19 protein-coding genes and 1 riboswitch are annotated in these 17,197 nt (G+C 36.2%); of the genes, 12 read left to right on the top strand and 7 right to left on the bottom strand.

Translation table 11 applies throughout. From position 1 onward, the window contains the following. Positions 1-40 precede the first annotated feature (40 nt). Positions 41-736: a YjjG family noncanonical pyrimidine nucleotidase gene (locus M1D66_RS00425; RefSeq protein ID WP_069604551.1), complete on the top strand. Its 696-nt coding sequence runs from the start codon at positions 41-43 to the stop codon at positions 734-736. A gap of 43 nt (positions 737-779) precedes the next feature. Here the strand turns inward: M1D66_RS00425 and M1D66_RS00430 are convergent, their stop codons facing one another. Further along, on the bottom strand, positions 780-2,009 hold the full coding sequence (locus tag M1D66_RS00430; RefSeq protein WP_086385620.1) for a chloride channel protein: 1,230 nt from the start codon (positions 2,007-2,009) through the stop codon (positions 780-782). 321 nt (positions 2,010-2,330) lie between these two features. Continuing rightward, a riboswitch (SAM riboswitch) is annotated at positions 2,331-2,435 on the top strand. Between the two features lie 92 nt (positions 2,436-2,527). On the opposite strand from M1D66_RS00430, the gene M1D66_RS00435 reads away from it, so the two are divergent. The 3 genes from M1D66_RS00435 (at position 2,528) to M1D66_RS00445 (ending at position 6,152) form a co-directional block, all read left to right on the top strand. Next, the gene (locus tag M1D66_RS00435; protein ID WP_086385619.1) at positions 2,528-3,826 is read left to right on the top strand and encodes a bifunctional O-acetylhomoserine aminocarboxypropyltransferase/cysteine synthase; all 1,299 of its coding nucleotides are present in this window, start codon (positions 2,528-2,530) and stop codon (positions 3,824-3,826) included. Further along, the gene (gene metA, locus M1D66_RS00440) at positions 3,810-4,715 is read left to right on the top strand and encodes a homoserine O-acetyltransferase MetA (protein WP_001121540.1); all 906 of its coding nucleotides are present in this window, start codon (positions 3,810-3,812) and stop codon (positions 4,713-4,715) included. The genes M1D66_RS00435 and metA overlap by 17 nt, the downstream gene beginning before the upstream one ends. Positions 4,716-4,856: 141 nt before the next feature. Then, positions 4,857-6,152, top strand: coding sequence for a homoserine dehydrogenase (locus M1D66_RS00445; protein ID WP_000659109.1), 1,296 nt, complete (start codon positions 4,857-4,859; stop codon positions 6,150-6,152). A 30-nt stretch (positions 6,153-6,182) separates the two neighbouring features. On the opposite strand, the gene M1D66_RS00450 is transcribed toward M1D66_RS00445, so the two are convergent. Then, complete coding sequence (locus M1D66_RS00450; RefSeq protein ID WP_000943411.1) at positions 6,183-6,809, bottom strand: YczE/YyaS/YitT family protein; 627 nt, start codon at positions 6,807-6,809, stop codon at positions 6,183-6,185. A gap of 97 nt (positions 6,810-6,906) precedes the next feature. On the opposite strand from M1D66_RS00450, the gene M1D66_RS00455 reads away from it, so the two are divergent. From M1D66_RS00455 to M1D66_RS00475, 5 genes are read left to right on the top strand one after another with little or no spacing between them, the layout of a single operon-like run. Beyond that, entirely contained in the window at positions 6,907-7,884 is a 978-nt protein-coding gene (locus M1D66_RS00455; RefSeq protein ID WP_000181975.1) for a LacI family DNA-binding transcriptional regulator, read from the top strand. Between the two features lie 10 nt (positions 7,885-7,894). Continuing rightward, positions 7,895-8,776 (top strand): SGNH/GDSL hydrolase family protein, encoded by an 882-nt coding sequence (locus M1D66_RS00460; protein ID WP_002022849.1) that lies wholly within the window; start codon positions 7,895-7,897, stop codon positions 8,774-8,776. Next, positions 8,773-9,690 carry an ABC transporter ATP-binding protein gene (locus tag M1D66_RS00465; RefSeq protein ID WP_000177827.1) on the top strand — a complete coding sequence of 306 codons (918 nt, stop codon included), beginning with the start codon at positions 8,773-8,775 and terminating at the stop codon, positions 9,688-9,690. Before M1D66_RS00460 ends, M1D66_RS00465 begins: the two co-directional genes overlap by 4 nt. Then, a complete protein-coding gene (locus M1D66_RS00470; protein WP_001206477.1) occupies positions 9,683-10,675 on the top strand; it encodes an ABC transporter permease subunit in 993 nt (330 codons plus the stop codon). The genes M1D66_RS00465 and M1D66_RS00470 overlap by 8 nt, the downstream gene beginning before the upstream one ends. Before the next feature lie 19 nt (positions 10,676-10,694). Continuing rightward, positions 10,695-11,372, top strand: a complete 678-nt coding sequence (locus M1D66_RS00475; RefSeq protein WP_000432519.1) for a uracil-DNA glycosylase — start codon at positions 10,695-10,697, stop codon at positions 11,370-11,372. Between the two features lie 41 nt (positions 11,373-11,413). Here the strand turns inward: M1D66_RS00475 and M1D66_RS00480 are convergent, their stop codons facing one another. The 3 genes from M1D66_RS00480 to M1D66_RS00490 all read right to left on the bottom strand — a co-directional run bounded on the left by M1D66_RS00480 (position 11,414) and on the right by M1D66_RS00490 (position 14,249). Then, complete coding sequence (locus tag M1D66_RS00480) at positions 11,414-11,707, bottom strand: DUF3817 domain-containing protein (protein WP_000953396.1); 294 nt, start codon at positions 11,705-11,707, stop codon at positions 11,414-11,416. Between the two features lie 209 nt (positions 11,708-11,916). Next, positions 11,917-12,738 (bottom strand): Cof-type HAD-IIB family hydrolase, encoded by an 822-nt coding sequence (locus M1D66_RS00485; protein ID WP_000221396.1) that lies wholly within the window; start codon positions 12,736-12,738, stop codon positions 11,917-11,919. A 227-nt stretch (positions 12,739-12,965) separates the two neighbouring features. After that, on the bottom strand, positions 12,966-14,249 hold the full coding sequence (locus M1D66_RS00490; RefSeq protein ID WP_000847034.1) for a purine/pyrimidine permease: 1,284 nt from the start codon (positions 14,247-14,249) through the stop codon (positions 12,966-12,968). Positions 14,250-14,344: 95 nt separating this feature from the next. Between M1D66_RS00490 and M1D66_RS00495 the strand changes: the two genes are divergently transcribed. From M1D66_RS00495 to M1D66_RS00505, 3 genes are all read left to right on the top strand, one after another. Beyond that, the gene (locus M1D66_RS00495) at positions 14,345-15,337 is read left to right on the top strand and encodes a potassium channel family protein (protein WP_000993984.1); all 993 of its coding nucleotides are present in this window, start codon (positions 14,345-14,347) and stop codon (positions 15,335-15,337) included. A gap of 6 nt (positions 15,338-15,343) precedes the next feature. Continuing rightward, positions 15,344-15,631 (top strand): YwdI family protein, encoded by a 288-nt coding sequence (locus M1D66_RS00500; protein WP_001167352.1) that lies wholly within the window; start codon positions 15,344-15,346, stop codon positions 15,629-15,631. A 64-nt stretch (positions 15,632-15,695) separates the two neighbouring features. Next, positions 15,696-16,064, top strand: a complete 369-nt coding sequence (locus M1D66_RS00505) for a DUF423 domain-containing protein (protein ID WP_000688315.1) — start codon at positions 15,696-15,698, stop codon at positions 16,062-16,064. 31 nt (positions 16,065-16,095) lie between these two features. Here M1D66_RS00505 and gerQ read toward each other — a convergent pair whose 3' ends face one another. Together gerQ and cwlJ are read right to left on the bottom strand one after the other, a co-directional pair. Next, positions 16,096-16,524, bottom strand: a complete 429-nt coding sequence (gerQ, locus tag M1D66_RS00510; RefSeq protein ID WP_000068652.1) for a spore coat protein GerQ — start codon at positions 16,522-16,524, stop codon at positions 16,096-16,098. A 27-nt stretch (positions 16,525-16,551) separates the two neighbouring features. Further along, positions 16,552-16,974, bottom strand: a complete 423-nt coding sequence (gene cwlJ / locus M1D66_RS00515) for a cell wall hydrolase CwlJ (RefSeq protein WP_000538167.1) — start codon at positions 16,972-16,974, stop codon at positions 16,552-16,554. Between the last annotated feature and the right edge of the window lie 223 nt (positions 16,975-17,197).

Here is a 17,197-nt window from a genome sequence, read left to right on the forward strand (position 1 = left end):
TGTAAATTTGTTTTTGTAGAAAAGAGAGTGTGATGAATTTATGAAAAAATATAAAACATTGTTATTTGATGTAGATGATACATTACTAGACTTCCAAAAGGCTGAAAAAGTGGCTTTACGGGTACTTTTTGAAGAGAAGGGAATCCCTTTAACAGACGAGATAGAGACTCGTTATAAAAAAATAAATAAAGGTCTTTGGGATGCTTTTGAAAAAGGTGAACTATCACGCAATGAAGTTGTAAATACACGATTCTCTCTGTTGTTTAAAGAGTATGGAGAAGAAGTAAATGGAATATTATTCGAAAATAATTATCGTAACTACTTAGAAGAAGGAAATCAACTCATGCAAGGTGCGTTTGAATTTATAAATCAAATTCAAGGGGAGTATGAATTGTATATAGTGACAAATGGTGTTTCTAAGACGCAAGATAAACGTTTGCGTAATGCAGGGTTACATTCATTATTTAAAGATGTCTTTGTTTCGGAAGATACAGGTTTTCAAAAACCGATGAAAGAGTATTTTGATTATGTTTTTGAACGGATTCCTAACTTTGCACCTGAAGAAGGGCTGATTATTGGGGATTCATTAAGCGCTGATATTAAAGGTGGATATGTAGCGGGAATTGATACTTGTTGGTTTAATCCAGAAAGGAAATTAAATGATAGTGGGATTATACCGACATATGAAGTGCATAATTTTGAGGAGTTAGAAGCTTTATTAAAGCAGCATGTGTAATAAAAATAGGCAGTGGAGCTTTCGTCCCCACTGCCTATTTTTATTAATTTTTATTTTCGTTATGTTTTGGGAGTGGAAAGGCATTCCCGATAGCAGCTGCACCAAGCATGGGCAATAGTAAATTAAGCGGGAAAAACATAAGTAATAGTAATGTTATAGCTATTGGCTTTCGTAACGCATAGCTTGAAATTGCTGTCGTTACGATGGCAACAGATGCTACTGGATCTATAGGAAGAATAGATGCTACAGCGTATCCGATACTTGAACCAGAAAATATAATTGGGAAGATATGTCCACCTCGCCACCCTGTGTTCAAACAAACGGCAGTAATGCACAACTTTAAAATCCCTGAAAGAAGTAGTATCCAAAAAGATAAATGGCTCCATTCAACAACTAATTCTTTTAATTGATGTTCCCCTGAAAATAATGTGTACGGAAGAAAAGTTCCTGCAATTCCTAATAAAATGCCACCGATAATTCCGAGTGTCAGCTTGTATTCTCTAAAAGGGTGAATTAACTTTTCTAATGTGAATTCTAACTTGAAATAAAAGAAACCAACTATAGCGCCGATACTAGCAAGTGGAAGAAATGCAATCCATTCATTGAAAGAAAGTGCACCTTCCCCGAAATCAACAATAAAGGATCCACGATTATCAAGTTTACTCAGTAGTAAATAAACAGAAAAACCTGCGAAAGTAGTAGCTAAGTATACAATCGCTTTTTTTCCTTTAGAAAAAGCAGCAATTTGTTCCCCCTCATTTTCATTTGGTGCTAAATAACCGAATAATGGTGCGTTAAAAATGACACTTAAAGTAGCGCCAATTCCGATCTCGGTTAGCTCATTCATACCCTTTAAGGCAAATTTAAAGCGATCCCCTACCCATGTGCACAGTCCGCCTATAATTCCAACTAGTGCGGCTTCTGGACCAAGACTAGCACCGAAAATTAAAACAATAATCGCTGTTAAAGTAGCCTGATGGACAAAGCGATATTCGATTCGACCAGTTTTTTTATATTCAGCCATCACTTCAGGCATAAGGCGTGGGTATGTACCGAAATGTTTTTGTGATAGACCAACGAGGACCCCGCCAATTATTGTTACGCAAAGGGTGTAATAAGAGGGAAAAGAGAGAACTTCAGGCAAGTATCCCCAAATAAAGTGGATTCCAATATTTATTGTGACTAAAAATAACCAGACTGTAGCTCCTACTATAGATCCTAGAAGAATGCCATATAGAGCAAGTATGTAATGCATATCTTTTTTATTTGTCATGTTATACCTCCGTTATGTAAATCTTAGTAGGGAAAAAAGTGAAATATACTAGTGAAAAATGGATTGAATATATATAGTATCTTTTTGAGAAGATGGCCTATTCAACATATAGGCTAACTTTTGGGGAATTTGAATTTATAGGTTAAATTACTTATTTAATTTTATAGACTGATTTGAGGTTTTTAAAGGTCTTTTTTGAAATAGACTAGAATATATTTCTTTTGTTGCTTTATATGAAACTGTTAACATTTATTTTAGAACATTCAGAAAAACTGTTTGACATTAGGAAATTATTGCTATAAAATCAACGGTAATTGCATAGTCTTATCAAGAAAAGGTGGAGGGACAGGCCCGATGAAACCTTGGCAACAGCCGTATAACGGAATTGTGCCAAATCCTGCAGGTGGTAATCCTGAGAGATAAGAAAGAGCCTTTAGAGCGTGTTTTCAAACTGCTCCTTTCTTGTTTTCAGGAAAGGGGCAGTTTTTTATTTTGTATAAAAGAAAGGAGAATGAGAGATGGGAGAATCATGGGGAAAAGGAACAATTTGTGTGCAAGGTGGCTATACGCCAAAGAATGGTGAACCACGTGTTTTACCACTTTATCAAAGCACAACGTATAAATACGATACTTCGGATGATTTAGCAGCTCTATTTAACTTAGAGGCAGAAGGATATATTTATACACGTATTGGAAACCCTACTCTAGCAGCATTTGAGCAGAAGTTATCAGATTTAGAAGGCGGTGTAGGAGCTGTTGCAACGGCTTCTGGGCAAGCAGCTATTATGCTCGCAGTTTTAAATATTTGTAGTAGTGGAGACCATTTACTTTGCTCTTCAACTGTTTACGGGGGAACGTTTAATTTATTTGGGGTGAGTTTACGTAAGTTTGGCATTGATGTTACGTTCTTTAATCCAAATTTAACGGCAGATGAAATTACGGCGCTTGCTAATGACAAGACGAAACTTATCTATGCAGAATCGTTAGGAAATCCAGCGATGAATGTTTTAAATTTTAAAGAATTTTCAGCTGCCGCTAAAGAATTAGAGGTACCTTTTATCGTTGATAATACATTAGCAACTCCTTATTTATGCCAGGCGTTTGAACATGGGGCAAATATTATTGTTCATTCTACGACGAAGTATATCGATGGGCATGCGAGCTCCTTAGGCGGTATTGTAATTGACGGTGGAAACTTTGATTGGACAAATGGAAAGTATCCTGAACTTGTTGAACCAGATCCAAGTTATCACGGTGTAAGTTACGTTCAAAACTTTGGTGCAGCAGCGTATATTGTGAAAGCACGTGTTCAGCTATTAAGAGATTATGGAAATTGTATGAGCCCATTCAATGCATATATTAGCAATATTGGCTTAGAAACATTGCATTTACGAATGGAACGTCATAGTGAAAATGCTCTTGCAGTTGCTAAGTGGCTTGCTAATCATGAACGTATTGAATGGGTGAATTATCCAGGCTTAGATAGTAATGAAAATTACTCATTAGCACAACAGTACTTGAAAAAAGGTGCTAGTGGTGTTTTAACTTTCGGTATTAAAGGCGGATTAGAAGCAGCAAAAGAATTTATCGCAAATGTAAAACTAGCAACTCTTGTAACGCACGTAGCTGATGCACGAACTTGCGTTATACATCCTGCTAGTACGACGCATAGACAATTAAATGCTGAAGATCAGCGTTTAGCGGGTGTTACATCTGATTTAATTCGTTTATCGGTTGGTATAGAAGATGTTTCTGATATTATTGCAGATTTGGAAGCAGCTCTAGTTGGAGGCAAAACACATGCCGATCATAATTGATAAAGATTTACCGGCTCGCAAAGTGTTGCAAAAAGAAAATATTTTTGTAATGACGAAGGAGCGGGCAGAAACACAAGATATACGTGCTTTAAAAATTGCTATATTAAATTTAATGCCAACGAAACAAGATACAGAGGCGCAATTACTTCGCTTAATTGGAAACACACCGTTACAATTAGATGTTCATTTGCTTCATATGGAATCACATCTATCGCGTAATGTAACGCAAGAACATTTAACAAGCTTTTATAAAACGTTTCGTGATATTGAAAATGAAAAGTTTGATGGGCTCATTATTACAGGAGCGCCAGTGGAGACCCTTGCTTTTGAAGAGGTAGATTATTGGGAAGAGCTTAAACATATTATGGAGTATTCAAAAACGAATGTAACATCTACGCTCCATATTTGCTGGGGGGCACAGGCTGGCTTGTACTATCATTATGGTGTTCCAAAGTATCCCCTTAAGGAAAAAGTGTTCGGTGTATTTGAACATGAAGTTTGCGAGCAACATGTGAAATTATTACAAGGATTTGATGAATTGTTTTTTGCTCCGCATTCTCGTCATACAGAAGTACGAGAGAATGATATTAGAGGAGTGAAAGAATTAACATTGTTAGCAAACTCTGAAGAAGCAGGTGTTCACCTTGTTATTGGGCCAGAAGGAAGGCAAGTGTTTGCCCTTGGACATAGCGAATATAGTTGTGAGACGTTAAAACAAGAATACGAACGAGATCGTGACAAGGGATTAAATATTGATGTGCCAAAAAACTATTTTAAACATAATAATCCAGATGAAAAGCCGCTTGTTAGGTGGAGGAGTCATGGTAATTTATTGTTTTCTAATTGGTTGAATTATTACGTGTATCAAGAAACCCCTTATATATTGTAAAGAAAGATTGTGTAACACGTGGCAACGTTTTCCTTGTAAAGATTAACCTTTATTTTTCCGAATGTTCAAAATACATTGTTTTTCAGATTTTTTACTCATATAATTTCATCTAAACACAATTTTTGAGGGGTGGACAGTACTATGAAAGAAATTCAAGTTGGGTTATTAGGTCTTGGGACAGTTGGCAGTGGTGTGGTTCGTATTATTACGGATCATCAAGAACGACTCATACACCAAGTAGGTTGTCCAGTGAAGGTAACGAAAGTATTAGTGCAAAACATTGAGAAAGAGAGAGAGGTAGAGGTACCTTCTACTCTATTAACACAAGATGCAAATGAAATTTTAGATAATCCAAATATTGATGTTGTTATTGAAGTGATGGGTGGCATTGATGATGCAAAATCATATATTTTACAAGCTTTAAAAAGCGGAAAGCATGTTGTAACTGCAAATAAAGACTTAATGGCATTACATGGAGCTGAATTATTAGCGACAGCAAAAGATAATAAGGCTGATTTATTCTATGAGGCGAGTGTGGCAGGGGGAATTCCAATTTTACGCAGTATCGTAGAAGGACTTTCTTCAGATCTTATTACGAAAGTAATGGGAATTGTAAATGGAACAACAAATTTTATTTTGACGAAAATGTCAGACGAAGGGAGAGCATATAACGACGTGTTAAAAGAAGCCCAACAACTTGGATTTGCAGAAGCAGATCCAACATCAGATGTAGAAGGTTTAGATGCAGCAAGAAAAATGACGATTTTAGCTACCCTCGGTTTCTCTACAAATGTAGAGCTTGGAGATGTGAAAGTAAAAGGTATTACCTCTATTACAGAGGAAGATATTGAATACAGTAAGAGCTTAGGTTATACAATTAAATTAATCGGTCTTGCAAAACGAGATGGTGAAAAATTGGAGGTTACAGTTGAACCAACTTTACTTCCAAATACACATCCTCTTGCAGCAGTACAAAATGAATATAACGCTGTGTATGTGTACGGTGAAGCAGTTGGGGAAACGATGTTTTATGGACCAGGCGCAGGAAGTTTACCGACAGCTACAGCTGTTGTTTCGGATTTAGTTGCTGTAATGCAAAATATTAGATTAGGGGTAACAGGAAATAGTGCTGTAGTCCCACAATATCAAAAAGTATTAAAAGAGCCAGACGAAATTGTCGTGAAAAAGTTTTTAAGACTGCATGTAAAAGACGAAATTGGTGTATTTGCAAAAATTACTTCATTGTTCTCTGAGCGCGGAGTTAGCTTTGAGAAAATTATTCAAATGCCGCTTGAAGAGAAAGGAAAGGCTGAAATTGTAATTGTAACGCATCGTGCGTCTCTTGCTGATTATGATTATATTCTACATACGTTGCAAGGGTATGAAGAAATAGATTGTTTGAAAGCGAACTATCGAATTGAAGGGGATGCTAAGTAGTATCTCTTACCATAAAACAGAAAGAGCCTATTAAGCAGCTTGCTTAATAGGCTCTTTTCTATTTAAAATCTGCGTACCAACTTGAATAAATGCTTGGATAATCCAGCCTGTTGTAAAGGATAAGATGATTGTTCCAAAATAGATAGGTCCATCTAATAAAAAGCTTAACGTTAAAAATAAAAAGGCTAATGAAATCTCTGTTCTTCTAAACGTCCATTTTTTCTTCTCGGCAACCGTTAAAACGAAAGCTTCTTGAGGCGCTGCACAAAGGTTTGTAGAGACGTAAAGACCAATTCCAGCTCCAACGAATAGATTTCCGCAAATAAGTGTTATATATTTTGGAAGAGAGCGGATAGCGTCCATAATAGTTGTAATGGAACCAATCCAATCAACAAAAAGAGAAATAAGAACCATCGTTACAATTGTACCGATTGTAATTTGTTTTTTATTCCAAAAGAGTACGATAAGTGTAAAGGCAAAGTTAATCATGAAAATCCAAAAACCAATACTTATCCCAAAATTTTGATATAGTGCAATAAAGAAGGAATCATAAGGGCTAAGTCCAAAGGAAGTAATTGTCGTCATCATATTAATACCGATGGCAAGAATGAGTAAACCGCCAATGAAAAATATATATTCTAATTTGAATCGAAGCATAGTTGTATATCCTTTCTAAATGTATTTGCTAGGAAAGGATATATTGTGGAAAGCTTACCAGGTCAAGGGAGAATTTTTGTGAAAAGGGGAAAATGAGATGACAAATATAAGAAAGATTGCTGAACTTGCTGGAGTATCTGTTTCAACTGTTTCACGTGTACTAAATAATCATCCGTACGTAAATGAACAGAAACGAAAAGAAATTTTAGCGATTATAGAAGAATTAAATTACACGCAAAACGTGAATGCAATTCATTTAGTGAAAGGAAAAACGAATGTAATTGGCGTTTTATTGCCACACGTAAATGATCAATATTATAGCGCTATTATCGAGGGGATATCAAAAGAGACAGCAAAGAATAATTATAATATGATGCTTTGCCAGACGAATTATAGTGAAGAAAGAGAACTAGAAATTTTGAATATGTTAAAAATGAAAAAGCTTGATGGGGTTATTATTTGTTCTCGGACAAATAGTAAGGAGAAGCTTGAAGAATATACGAAATTCGGCCCGATTGTTATGTGTGAAGAAATAGATTCAAAATGCATTTCAAGTGTACATATCGATTACTACAAAGTATTTTCACGTGGGATGAAAAGCTTAATAGATGCCGGTCATACACGTATTGGATATTGTATTGGAAGAAGTAATAGTGTTAATAGCCAAAGACGAAAGAAGGCGTATGAAGATTCGCTTCAACAGAGTATCGTAACACCGTTAGAGACCTGGAAATTTGAAGGTTGTTTTACAGTGGAAGATGGACGCAATGTAATTAGAGAATGGGCTCATATGTCAGTAAAACCGACAGCGTTCCTTGTATCTTGTAACCATATTGCAGCGGGGATGGTTACAGAAGCAAAAAAACAAGGAATTCGTATTCCAGAGGATATTACGATTATCGGGTGTGATGATCAAGAGGTGGCAGATATATTGGGTATAACGACGATTTCGCATTCTAGTAAAAACGTTGGAGTAAAAGCGTTTGAATTATTATATGAAAAGATTAATGAAGAGAAATTAGATGTGAAGCATATAGAGTTATTACCAGAGTTAATAGATAGAGAAACGACATAATTGAGAAGGTGTGAAAATCGCTTTTCAAAATTTCGTTTGGTATAATTATGGACAATCTATGAGGGCTAAAAGGGGTTTTGATATGAGATCAAAAGTAGTAAAAGTAATTCTACTCATTACAATTGCATCTTTCTGTTTATTTGCATATGGCTTTGTTTCAGGTGTAAATGATGTATTAAATCCGAAAGCTTCAAATTTAATTAAAAAGACCGATGTAGTGGCAAAAGAGAAAAAGAAAACGGGAACGTTACAAATCGTTAGTTTAGGTGATTCATTAACGCGTGGCGTTGGTGATAAAGAAGGAATTGGCTATGTTGGGCGAATGAAAGAGGATTTACAAAAAGATTATAAGCAAAAAATAGCATTAACAAATTTAGCAGTTAGTGGTGCAAAAATGCCCGATTTATTAAAACAAATTGAAAGTAATGGCGCTCAATATTCAATTAAGCAAGCAGATGTAATTGTGTTAACGATTGGTGGAAATGATTTGTTCCCAGGCTGGGAATCACTTGGGAAAATAGATTTAGAGACGTATCGTCCTGACACAGAGACGTTTCAAAATGAAGCAAAGAAAATTATAGAAGAAATTCGTAAATTAAATACAGATAGTCCGATTTTTTGGCTTGGTTTATACAATCCTTTTGAAGATGTAGAAGATTTAAAAGGGTCTTCAAACATTGTTGTGGACTGGAATGCATCTTTAGAGAAATTAGCGCTAAACGATAAAAATGTGTATATTACACCGACATTTGATTTATTCCAAAACCGCGGGAAAGATTTATTATACTCTGATCATTTTCATCCGAACGAAGTAGGTTATACGTATATGGCAGAACGTTTAGTTCAAAATGTTGTAAGTAAATTAAAACTAGAACAAGGAGGGGTAAAATGACGATGATACTTTCCGTACGAGACTTGAAGAAGGTAATTGGAAAGAAGACTCTTGTAGAGAATATTTCCTTTGATGTAAAGCAAGGAGAAGTGTTCGGGTTCTTAGGACCAAATGGTGCTGGAAAGACGACTACCATTCGAATGTTAGTCGGATTGATTAAGGCGACAGAAGGTACGATTTCTATCGGTGGTTATTCGATTAAGGAAAATTTCAGAGAAGCGATGCGTCAAATTGGGAGTATCGTTGAAAACCCAGAGTTGTATACATATTTAACGGGATGGGAAAATTTAAAGCAATTTGCTCGTATGTTAGGTGATATATCAGATGAACGTATTATTGAAATTGCTGAAATGGTTCATTTAGATGAAAGAATTCATGACAAGGTAAAAACGTACTCACTTGGTATGAAACAACGCCTTGGAATTGCGCAGGCGCTCCTTGGAAATCCGAAATTGCTCATATTAGATGAACCAACGAATGGTTTAGATCCAGCAGGGATTAGAGAACTTAGGGAATTTATACATAAGCTTGTAAAAGAAGAAAATATGAGCGTGTTTATTTCAAGCCACTTGCTAAGTGAAGTGCAAATGATATGCGATCGCGTTGCTATTATTCATAAAGGAAAGATGATAACAGTTGCCAAGGTTGAAGAATTAATTAAAACAGCAAGTGATCGTGTAGAATGGATTGTTACACCGATTTCTAAGGCGAAAGATATGCTAGAAGCGGCCGAAGAAGTAAGGGAAGTGAGTGTAGAAGGCGATCGATTACTATGCCGCATGGATATTGCATCTATAAGTAGTTGGAATAAACACTTTGTCGCAAATGAAATAGATGTACATAGCGTTAAGGAGCTTGTATTTACGCTAGAAGATTTATTTATTGAACTCACAAGGGGTGAGCAGCATGCGTGAATTTGCGAATCTAGTTTTAAATGAATCAGAAAAGATTTACCGCAAGAAACGTATTTTTGTTGTCATGCTTATTTTAGCAATCTTGATCCCGCTTTTTGTGTATGCGCAGTATCGTGAAATAGAAACGACACAAAAAAGACTCGGTACAACTGATTGGAAGGTTTCATTGCAACAGCAAATTGTTGATTCTCAGAACCGGTTGAACAATTCTAGGTTGCCAGAAGAATGGCGTGATTGGTTAAAGGTAAGAGTTGAGCAACAACAATATTATTTAGATCATGATATTAATCCGATGGCACCGGGTGCACCGACTTTTGTCAGAGCATTTATTGAACAAGGAATTACATTATTTATTCCGCTTCTCGTAATGATTGTCGCCATTGATATCGTTTCAGGAGAACGAAGTGATGGGACGATGAAGATGTTACTTACGCGGCCGATTCGGCGCTGGAAAATACTCCTTAGTAAATACGTGACGATGTTATTTTTCATTTCGCTCATACTGTTTCTTGTAGGTTTGTTTGCTTACATATTATCAGGGCTTGTATTTGGGTACTCGGGATGGAATTTACCTGTTTTAACAGGATTCGTCATTGATAAGGAAACGTTAAATACGAACTTTGTGCATCTTATTCCGCAGTGGCAATACATCTTAATGGCGTATGGACTAGCCTGGTTTGTTGCTATCGTTGTCGGAACTATATCATTTATGGTCTCTGTTTTAATTCGTAATACACCAGCTGGTATGGGCGTTATGCTAGCTGCATTAATTGCAGGCGGTATTTTAAGCTCGTTCGCAACATCTTGGGAAGGCGCCAAATATATTTTTAGTGTGAATTTATCATTAACGGATTATTTATCAGGAAAATTACCTGCATTACAAGGTTTATCGATGGGATTTTCTTTGATGAATTTAACTGTTTGGGCAGTTGTTTCTCTTGTTATTTCGTTCGTAGTATTTACAAGACAGGATATGGTGAATTAATTAGACAGGAAGTGACAGTATGGAAAATGTTTTAAAGAATGATTGGGAGCCACTATTGGCACCAGAATTCGAGAAAGAGTATTATCTTACTCTATCCAGTTTTTTGACAGAAGAATACAGCACGCATGTTGTTTATCCGAAGGTAGAAGATATTTTTAACGCTCTTCAGTATACAAGTTATGAAAATACAAAGGTTGTCATTTTAGGGCAAGATCCATATCATGGACCGAATCAAGCGCATGGTTTAAGCTTTTCTGTGCAACCTGGTGTTAAAACACCACCGTCATTGTTAAATATGTATAAAGAACTTCGAGATGAATATGGTTATGAAATCCCGAATAACGGTTATTTAGTAAAATGGGCGGAACAAGGAGTATTATTACTAAATACCGTATTAACAGTTCGTCAAGGCGAAGCAAATTCTCATAAGGGAAAAGGATGGGAGCACTTCACAGATCGTGTAATTGAACTGTTGAACGAACGTGAAAAGCCAGTTATTTTCATATTGTGGGGGCGCCATGCGCAGGCGAAGAAGAAATTAATTACGAATCCGAATCATCATATTATCGAATCTGTACATCCAAGCCCATTATCGGCAAGACGTGGTTTCTTTGGTAGTAAGCCATATTCTAAAATAAATACGATTTTAGCTAATATGGGCGAAAGAGAAATTGATTGGGAAATTCCAAATTTATAAATAGAAAAGGTAGTTAACAGTTGTTAACTACCTTTTTATTATCATTGTTGCTCGTTCTTTAATTTTGCATCTAGTACAAAAGTACCAAATGGGATAACTGATGAAACGAATGCTCCAAGTGCCCATAAAATTGATTTACGGTGTACGATTGTTACTTGAATTACTGCAAAGATGAATAGAATAAATAGAACACCATGAGCCATGCCTGTAATTTTAACAGCTGTTGCAAATCCTGCGAAATATTTCAATGGCATTGCTACAAATAATAGTAATAGGAAAGAAATACCCTCAACTAGTCCAATTGCTCTTAATCGTCCGATTGGTGTAGATAACATAAAGTAGCCTCCTTTAACGTATGCTTGTATATAGTAAATTTGTATTCTTTTTCAAAATAAAATAGTCTATTTTGTTTCATTATATACAAAAAGAAAGTTTACACTACGAGAATAGTGCAAAGTTCAAAATATAGTCACAAAAGCATGAGAATTTAAATAAAAACCTATTTGAAGTATTTGACTTCAAATAGGTTTTGTGAATGAAAATATTAAACAAGTACATCCATTTTTAAAACGAATTTCTCTACAACTTTTGCAACACCATCGTTCATATTTGTATCTGTTACGTAGTTTGCAATTTCTTTAATATCCTCAGGTGCATTTCCCATTGCAACGCCAAGACCAGCAAATTCAATCATTGCTTGGTCGTTATAGCTATCGCCCATTGCGATAACTTCTTCACGCTTAATGCCAAGCTTTTGAATCAGTTTGTTTAAGCTCGTTCCTTTTGTAACACCGGCTTCTGTAAATTCTAAGAAGAATGGTTTCGAACGCATCACGCTTAATTGGCCTTCTAGTTGTTTTTGTAGTTTCTTTTCAACTTCAACAAGGCGTTCAGCCTCTTTATTCATTAATACTTTTACTACAGGCTCTTTAACTGCGGCTTTAAAGTCATCTACTACAACAATTGGCATACCGGTAATATCGCCCTCAATTTCAGTATAAGGATTATTTTCTTCCGTTACGATATCATCGCCCATATAAGTATGAATCCATACATCTTCAGTTTGACTAATTTCAAATAGGTTGTGAACGATTTCAGGAGATAGCGTACTACTAAAGATTTCTTCGTTTGTTTTACAGTTAATAATTTTTGCACCATTAAAAGATAGAATGAAACTGCCGTATTCTTCTAAACGAAGTTCTTTGGCTACATTGCGCATACCAAACGTTGGACGTCCAGAAGCAAGTACAACCTTTACACCTTGCTCTTGTGCAGTCATTAACGCTTCTTTCGTACGAGGTGAAATAGTATGGTCATCACGTAATAAAGTATCATCTAAATCTAAAACAATCATTTTATAAGTCATATAGAAAATTCCTTTCTTTAATTGAAATCAAAATACATGTTCATGAAGATGTTGAGGAATAATAGTAAGACATCAAACCTCTTTGAAAAGAAGTAGATAAATTATTATGAGTTGTTGCTCATAATATTGGTTAATAATCATTGGGGAAGAATAAAACCCCAATGATTAAAGTTTGATTTTATCGTAACAACTCTAAAGGTAGAGTGCAATAATGGAAGTTTTCCAATTTAAGATATTTGTTTTGCAGCGGAACGAGAAAATAGTATTTCTAGCAAGATTGCCATTACAGATCCAAGAACGAGACCATTACTTAAAAACGATGCTAGAAATGGTGGAAGTGTGGAATATGCTCCTGCTGGAACAAACATAACTCCGACTCCTGTAAAGATTGAAAGACCGGCTACTTTAAATAATCGTTCTTTATCCTGGACAGTTTCGTATTCTCGAAAGGCGAGACCAATCATGCTTGCGAATACAGGATAAATAGCGGCATAACCAACTGCAACAGGGATTGCTGCAAAGAATGAAGTAATCTTTGGAAATATACTAACGACAATAATAAAGCTTGACCCTAATATAAACGGGAGACGTTTATAAATATTAGTCGTTGCAATAAAACCTGCTGATCCAGAAATAGCGACAGGCCCAATAGCTGAAAATAGGCCGCCTAGCAATTGGTTGATTCCTGTTATAATGCCAGCTTGTTTAAAACGATCTGATGCAGCGTTTTCTTCATATTTAGAGACAACCTTTTGTACAACGCGAATGCTTGCTAACATATTTGTTAGAAGTAAGAGTGTAACGAAAATGACCGTAATTACCATGTTCCATTCAACACGAGGCATTCCGAAAACAAATAAGGATGGAAAACGGATTATGTCTGTCACTGGTGTTATTGGATTAGATAATCCGAAACATGCGAATAATATCCAGCCGCATACGATACTGAAAAGAACGGAATATTGTCCAATAATAGGTAGCTTCATGATGAAAAAGGATAGTAAAATAACAATGAGTGAAAGAATAAATACGTTAGGTTGTACTTCTGTATGTTTTCCATCAAGGCCAAACATTCCCTTTAAGAAGGAGCCACTAAGCTGCGCGACAAGAAGAAATAAATACGTTCCAATGACTGTCGGTGTAAAATAGCGAACAAGTTTATCAATAAGTCCAAAAACGCTAAGAATAATACAAATAATACCGCTTAATAAGAAAGCATATTGAAGAACTTTAAGTGTCTCATTGCTTGATCCAAATAGCACGACGCCTAAACTTGCGTAAAGGGAGAAAATTCCCCACCAAAGGCCAGCAGGACCTTCTTGAATAGGAAGTTTATGCCCAAATATAGCTTGCAAGAGACCAGCAAAACCTAGAACAAATAACGTTCTTTGTACGAATGCGATAGCTTCAGCACCATCAAGACCATAACTAGTTGCGACACTAATTGGTACAATAAGGCTTCCAGCTAAAATAAATAGTGCCCATTGTAAGGCGGAAAGAAATGTCTTCATTATATCAACCTCTTTCATAGATTCCGTATCTAGTATATACGTATTTTATTTCCACTGGCAAAGATTGTAGATAGAGAAAAGAGTTGAAACACGGTATGAATGCACGTAAGCAATTATGGATAGCAGTTATATGTATGACTTTTGTTGTAATTCTAGGAACGATAGGATTTATGACGATTGAAGAGATTAGTTTGTTTCAAGCATTTTGGATGACAATGATTACTGTATTGACTGTTGGATACGGAGATGCCGTTCCTGTAACGCAAGCGGGGAAAGTATTTGCGCTTCTTATTATTCCTGTTGGCGTAGGTATTGTTACGTATGCAATTGGGGTAGTGGCAGCTATGATTATTGAAGGGAATTTATTTCATGCAGTACGGAGGAAGAAGATGGATAAACAAATAGCGCAGTTGAAAAATCATATTATAGTATGTGGTTGCGGTAGAGTGGGGCTTCAAGTTGTACATGAATTGCAAGAAAAGAATATTCCATTTGTCGTTGTTGATAAAGATGAAAGTATATTGGAGCAGGAAAAGCTTTTATTTGTACATGGAGATGCAACGGAAGATCAAGTATTACATAATGCCGGAATTTTAAAAGCGGCTGGTTTAGTTGCTATTGTTGCAAATGATGCCGAAAATGTATTTATTACATTAACAGCAAGAGGATTAAACGATACGATTAAAATTGTTGCGAGATCTGAAAAGCCAGAAACTGAAGAAAAATTAAGGCGCGCCGGTGCAAATAAGGTTATTAATCCATCTAGTATGGCAGGTATTCATATCGCAAAAGGTATTGCAAATCCATTAACCGTTCATTATATTGATACAGTGTTGTATGGAGTAGAACAGTCATTTGTCATTGAAGAAATTCTAGTTGGAAAAGATTCAATATTAGTTGGTAAATCGTTACTAGAGAGTAATGTAAGGAATCAGTTTGATGTAACAATATTAGCGATTTCAAGAAATGGGAATATTATACATAATCCGACAGGGCAGGAAAAATTGAAAGAACGTGATATGATAATAGTATTTGGTTCAGTAGAGAAATTGGGACAATTCGAGAAAGAATTACAAAGTACGAGGTGATAAGGAATGCAAATATCTAGCGACAAGATTTTAAATAAAATGGCGAATGAAATTGCGAAGGCGAAAAGTAGTGAAGGACAAAAGTCAAAAGAACATTTATTAGTTGTGCGTGCTTTATGTGACTTATTATTAGATGAACAAGTTGAAACATCTACATATAGAGAACCGCAAATTCCATCGCAAGTAATTGGATCACAACCAGTAACAACTATGCAACCAATTGCACCTGTTTCTGGGGAGCCGGTATATATAAAAGAAAGTGATGCAAACGGTAATTCTTTATTTGATTTTTAGAAGATAAATCGTTTGGCTTATATGCAAAAATTGCTTATGATAAAGGTAAAAAAGGGGAATTAAGATGAAAATTTTCTTTTTACTAGGTTGTATTGCAGCGGGGCTATCTGTTGCATTAGGGGCCTTTGGAGCACACGGTTTAGAAAATAAAATTTCTGCAAAAATGTTAGAAGTGTGGAAAACAGGCGTTACATATCAAATGTTTCATGCAGGTGGACTATTCGTAGTTGCTTTATTGATGGATAAGGTTCAATCATCACTTTTAACTACTGCTGGTTGGCTAATGGTAGCTGGAATTATTATGTTCTCAGGTAGTTTGTATGCATTAAGTACGACAGGTATTAAGTTCTTTGGTCCAATTACACCTCTTGGTGGTGTAGCGTTTATTGTGGCGTGGATTCTAGTAGGGACTGCAGTTGTAAAAGGATTATAAAAAAACAAAAGCTGGCATTTGCCAGCTTTTTTTATGGTCTTGGAGTATAAGTTGCTTGTTGACTAGGTAAATACGTAATTTCTTCTGGAAATTCTACGTAATCTAAGTAGATCATTAGTAGTAAATAGCGTTTTCCTGATTGCGGTTCACTAATAACGATATGGTCACGGCCAGCTGCTTCAATAATACCTGTATAAGATTGTGTGCCAAGGGAACTGCCACGTTCATAGGTCATTACAACCGTAGCTTGCTTACCTTTGTTTAAACGAAGGATATTTTCAATATAGGATTGCTCTAGAGGTAACATGCCTTGAGAAATTGCATATTGAGCTTGCGCAGCTTGAGCTGTTTGTTGTTGCATCGCTTGCTGCTGTTGTTGAGTCATTTGTTGCGGTTGTACATAAGTTCCAGATGGTTGATAAAAACCTGTTCCATAGTACGGATTTTGTTGCTGTGCCATTCAAAAATCCCTCCTCATTTTTATTCCTTAATATACGCTAGGGCAGTCTCCAGCAGATGGCTGGAAGAAGCAGTGCTTTTTAAAGCGACCAGAGTTTTGTTGGTTATACCAAGTTGGTGGACATGCACCTTCAGGTCTAAAGAACCATAAGGCAAAGTTGGCAGGCCAAAAACGTTGCCCTTGAATGGTCCGTCTCGCTAGGGCAATATCTTGTTCGCGTGCCCGTTGATAAAAATATCCTTTTTGCGTTGCTTCAAAACCGCCGGGGTTTTGATAAACCATTTGACGTAAATTACGAATGCTTTTAAAGTCTAAACAATTTCCGCGGACACGATTTACCCCAACGTTTCCGACCATTAACATTCCTTGTTGCCCTTCTCCTTCGGCTTCAGCACGCATCAGTCTAGCCAACAACTTTACATCTTCTTCGTTATAAGCAATAACGCCCATTATGTGTCACCTCTCTTTTTGTAATACCTTTTGGAAAGAGGTTTATCCCGCATTAACGGGCAGTAAGACTCCTGCCCTAAAATTTGGTTGAAGTAAAGAAATTAGATGGGAGATCAAACTGCCCGTAAACGCCCGATTGGTTCAACTAATAATCAGCGGGGGATTCCCCCACTGATTAAAGTTTCACTTTATCTCTAGATGAAGTGTGTAACAATTACTAGTT

This window comes from Bacillus sp. PK6-16 (genome assembly GCF_056530295.1).

Bases quoted from the DNA above. Each gene is read 5' to 3' on its own strand.
- M1D66_RS00465 (WP_000177827.1), top strand. From the start codon at position 8,773: ATGACGATGATACTTTCCGTACGAGACTTGAAGAAGGTAATTGGAAAG.
- M1D66_RS00505 (WP_000688315.1), top strand. From the start codon at position 15,696: ATGAAAATTTTCTTTTTACTAGGTTGTATTGCAGCGGGGCTATCTGTT.
- M1D66_RS00430 (WP_086385620.1), bottom strand. From the start codon at position 2,009: ATGACAAATAAAAAAGATATGCATTACATACTTGCTCTATATGGCATT.
- M1D66_RS00500 (WP_001167352.1), top strand. From the start codon at position 15,344: ATGCAAATATCTAGCGACAAGATTTTAAATAAAATGGCGAATGAAATT.
- M1D66_RS00495 (WP_000993984.1), top strand. From the start codon at position 14,345: ATGAATGCACGTAAGCAATTATGGATAGCAGTTATATGTATGACTTTT.
- M1D66_RS00475 (WP_000432519.1), top strand. From the start codon at position 10,695: ATGGAAAATGTTTTAAAGAATGATTGGGAGCCACTATTGGCACCAGAA.
- gerQ (WP_000068652.1), bottom strand. From the start codon at position 16,524: ATGGCACAGCAACAAAATCCGTACTATGGAACAGGTTTTTATCAACCA.
- cwlJ (WP_000538167.1), bottom strand. From the start codon at position 16,974: ATGGGCGTTATTGCTTATAACGAAGAAGATGTAAAGTTGTTGGCTAGA.
- M1D66_RS00435 (WP_086385619.1), top strand. From the start codon at position 2,528: ATGGGAGAATCATGGGGAAAAGGAACAATTTGTGTGCAAGGTGGCTAT.
- M1D66_RS00490 (WP_000847034.1), bottom strand. From the start codon at position 14,249: ATGAAGACATTTCTTTCCGCCTTACAATGGGCACTATTTATTTTAGCT.
- M1D66_RS00445 (WP_000659109.1), top strand. From the start codon at position 4,857: ATGAAAGAAATTCAAGTTGGGTTATTAGGTCTTGGGACAGTTGGCAGT.
- M1D66_RS00470 (WP_001206477.1), top strand. From the start codon at position 9,683: ATGCGTGAATTTGCGAATCTAGTTTTAAATGAATCAGAAAAGATTTAC.
- M1D66_RS00485 (WP_000221396.1), bottom strand. From the start codon at position 12,738: ATGACTTATAAAATGATTGTTTTAGATTTAGATGATACTTTATTACGT.
- M1D66_RS00480 (WP_000953396.1), bottom strand. From the start codon at position 11,707: ATGTTATCTACACCAATCGGACGATTAAGAGCAATTGGACTAGTTGAG.
- metA (WP_001121540.1), top strand. From the start codon at position 3,810: ATGCCGATCATAATTGATAAAGATTTACCGGCTCGCAAAGTGTTGCAA.
- M1D66_RS00450 (WP_000943411.1), bottom strand. From the start codon at position 6,809: ATGCTTCGATTCAAATTAGAATATATATTTTTCATTGGCGGTTTACTC.
- M1D66_RS00425 (WP_069604551.1), top strand. From the start codon at position 41: ATGAAAAAATATAAAACATTGTTATTTGATGTAGATGATACATTACTA.
- M1D66_RS00455 (WP_000181975.1), top strand. From the start codon at position 6,907: ATGACAAATATAAGAAAGATTGCTGAACTTGCTGGAGTATCTGTTTCA.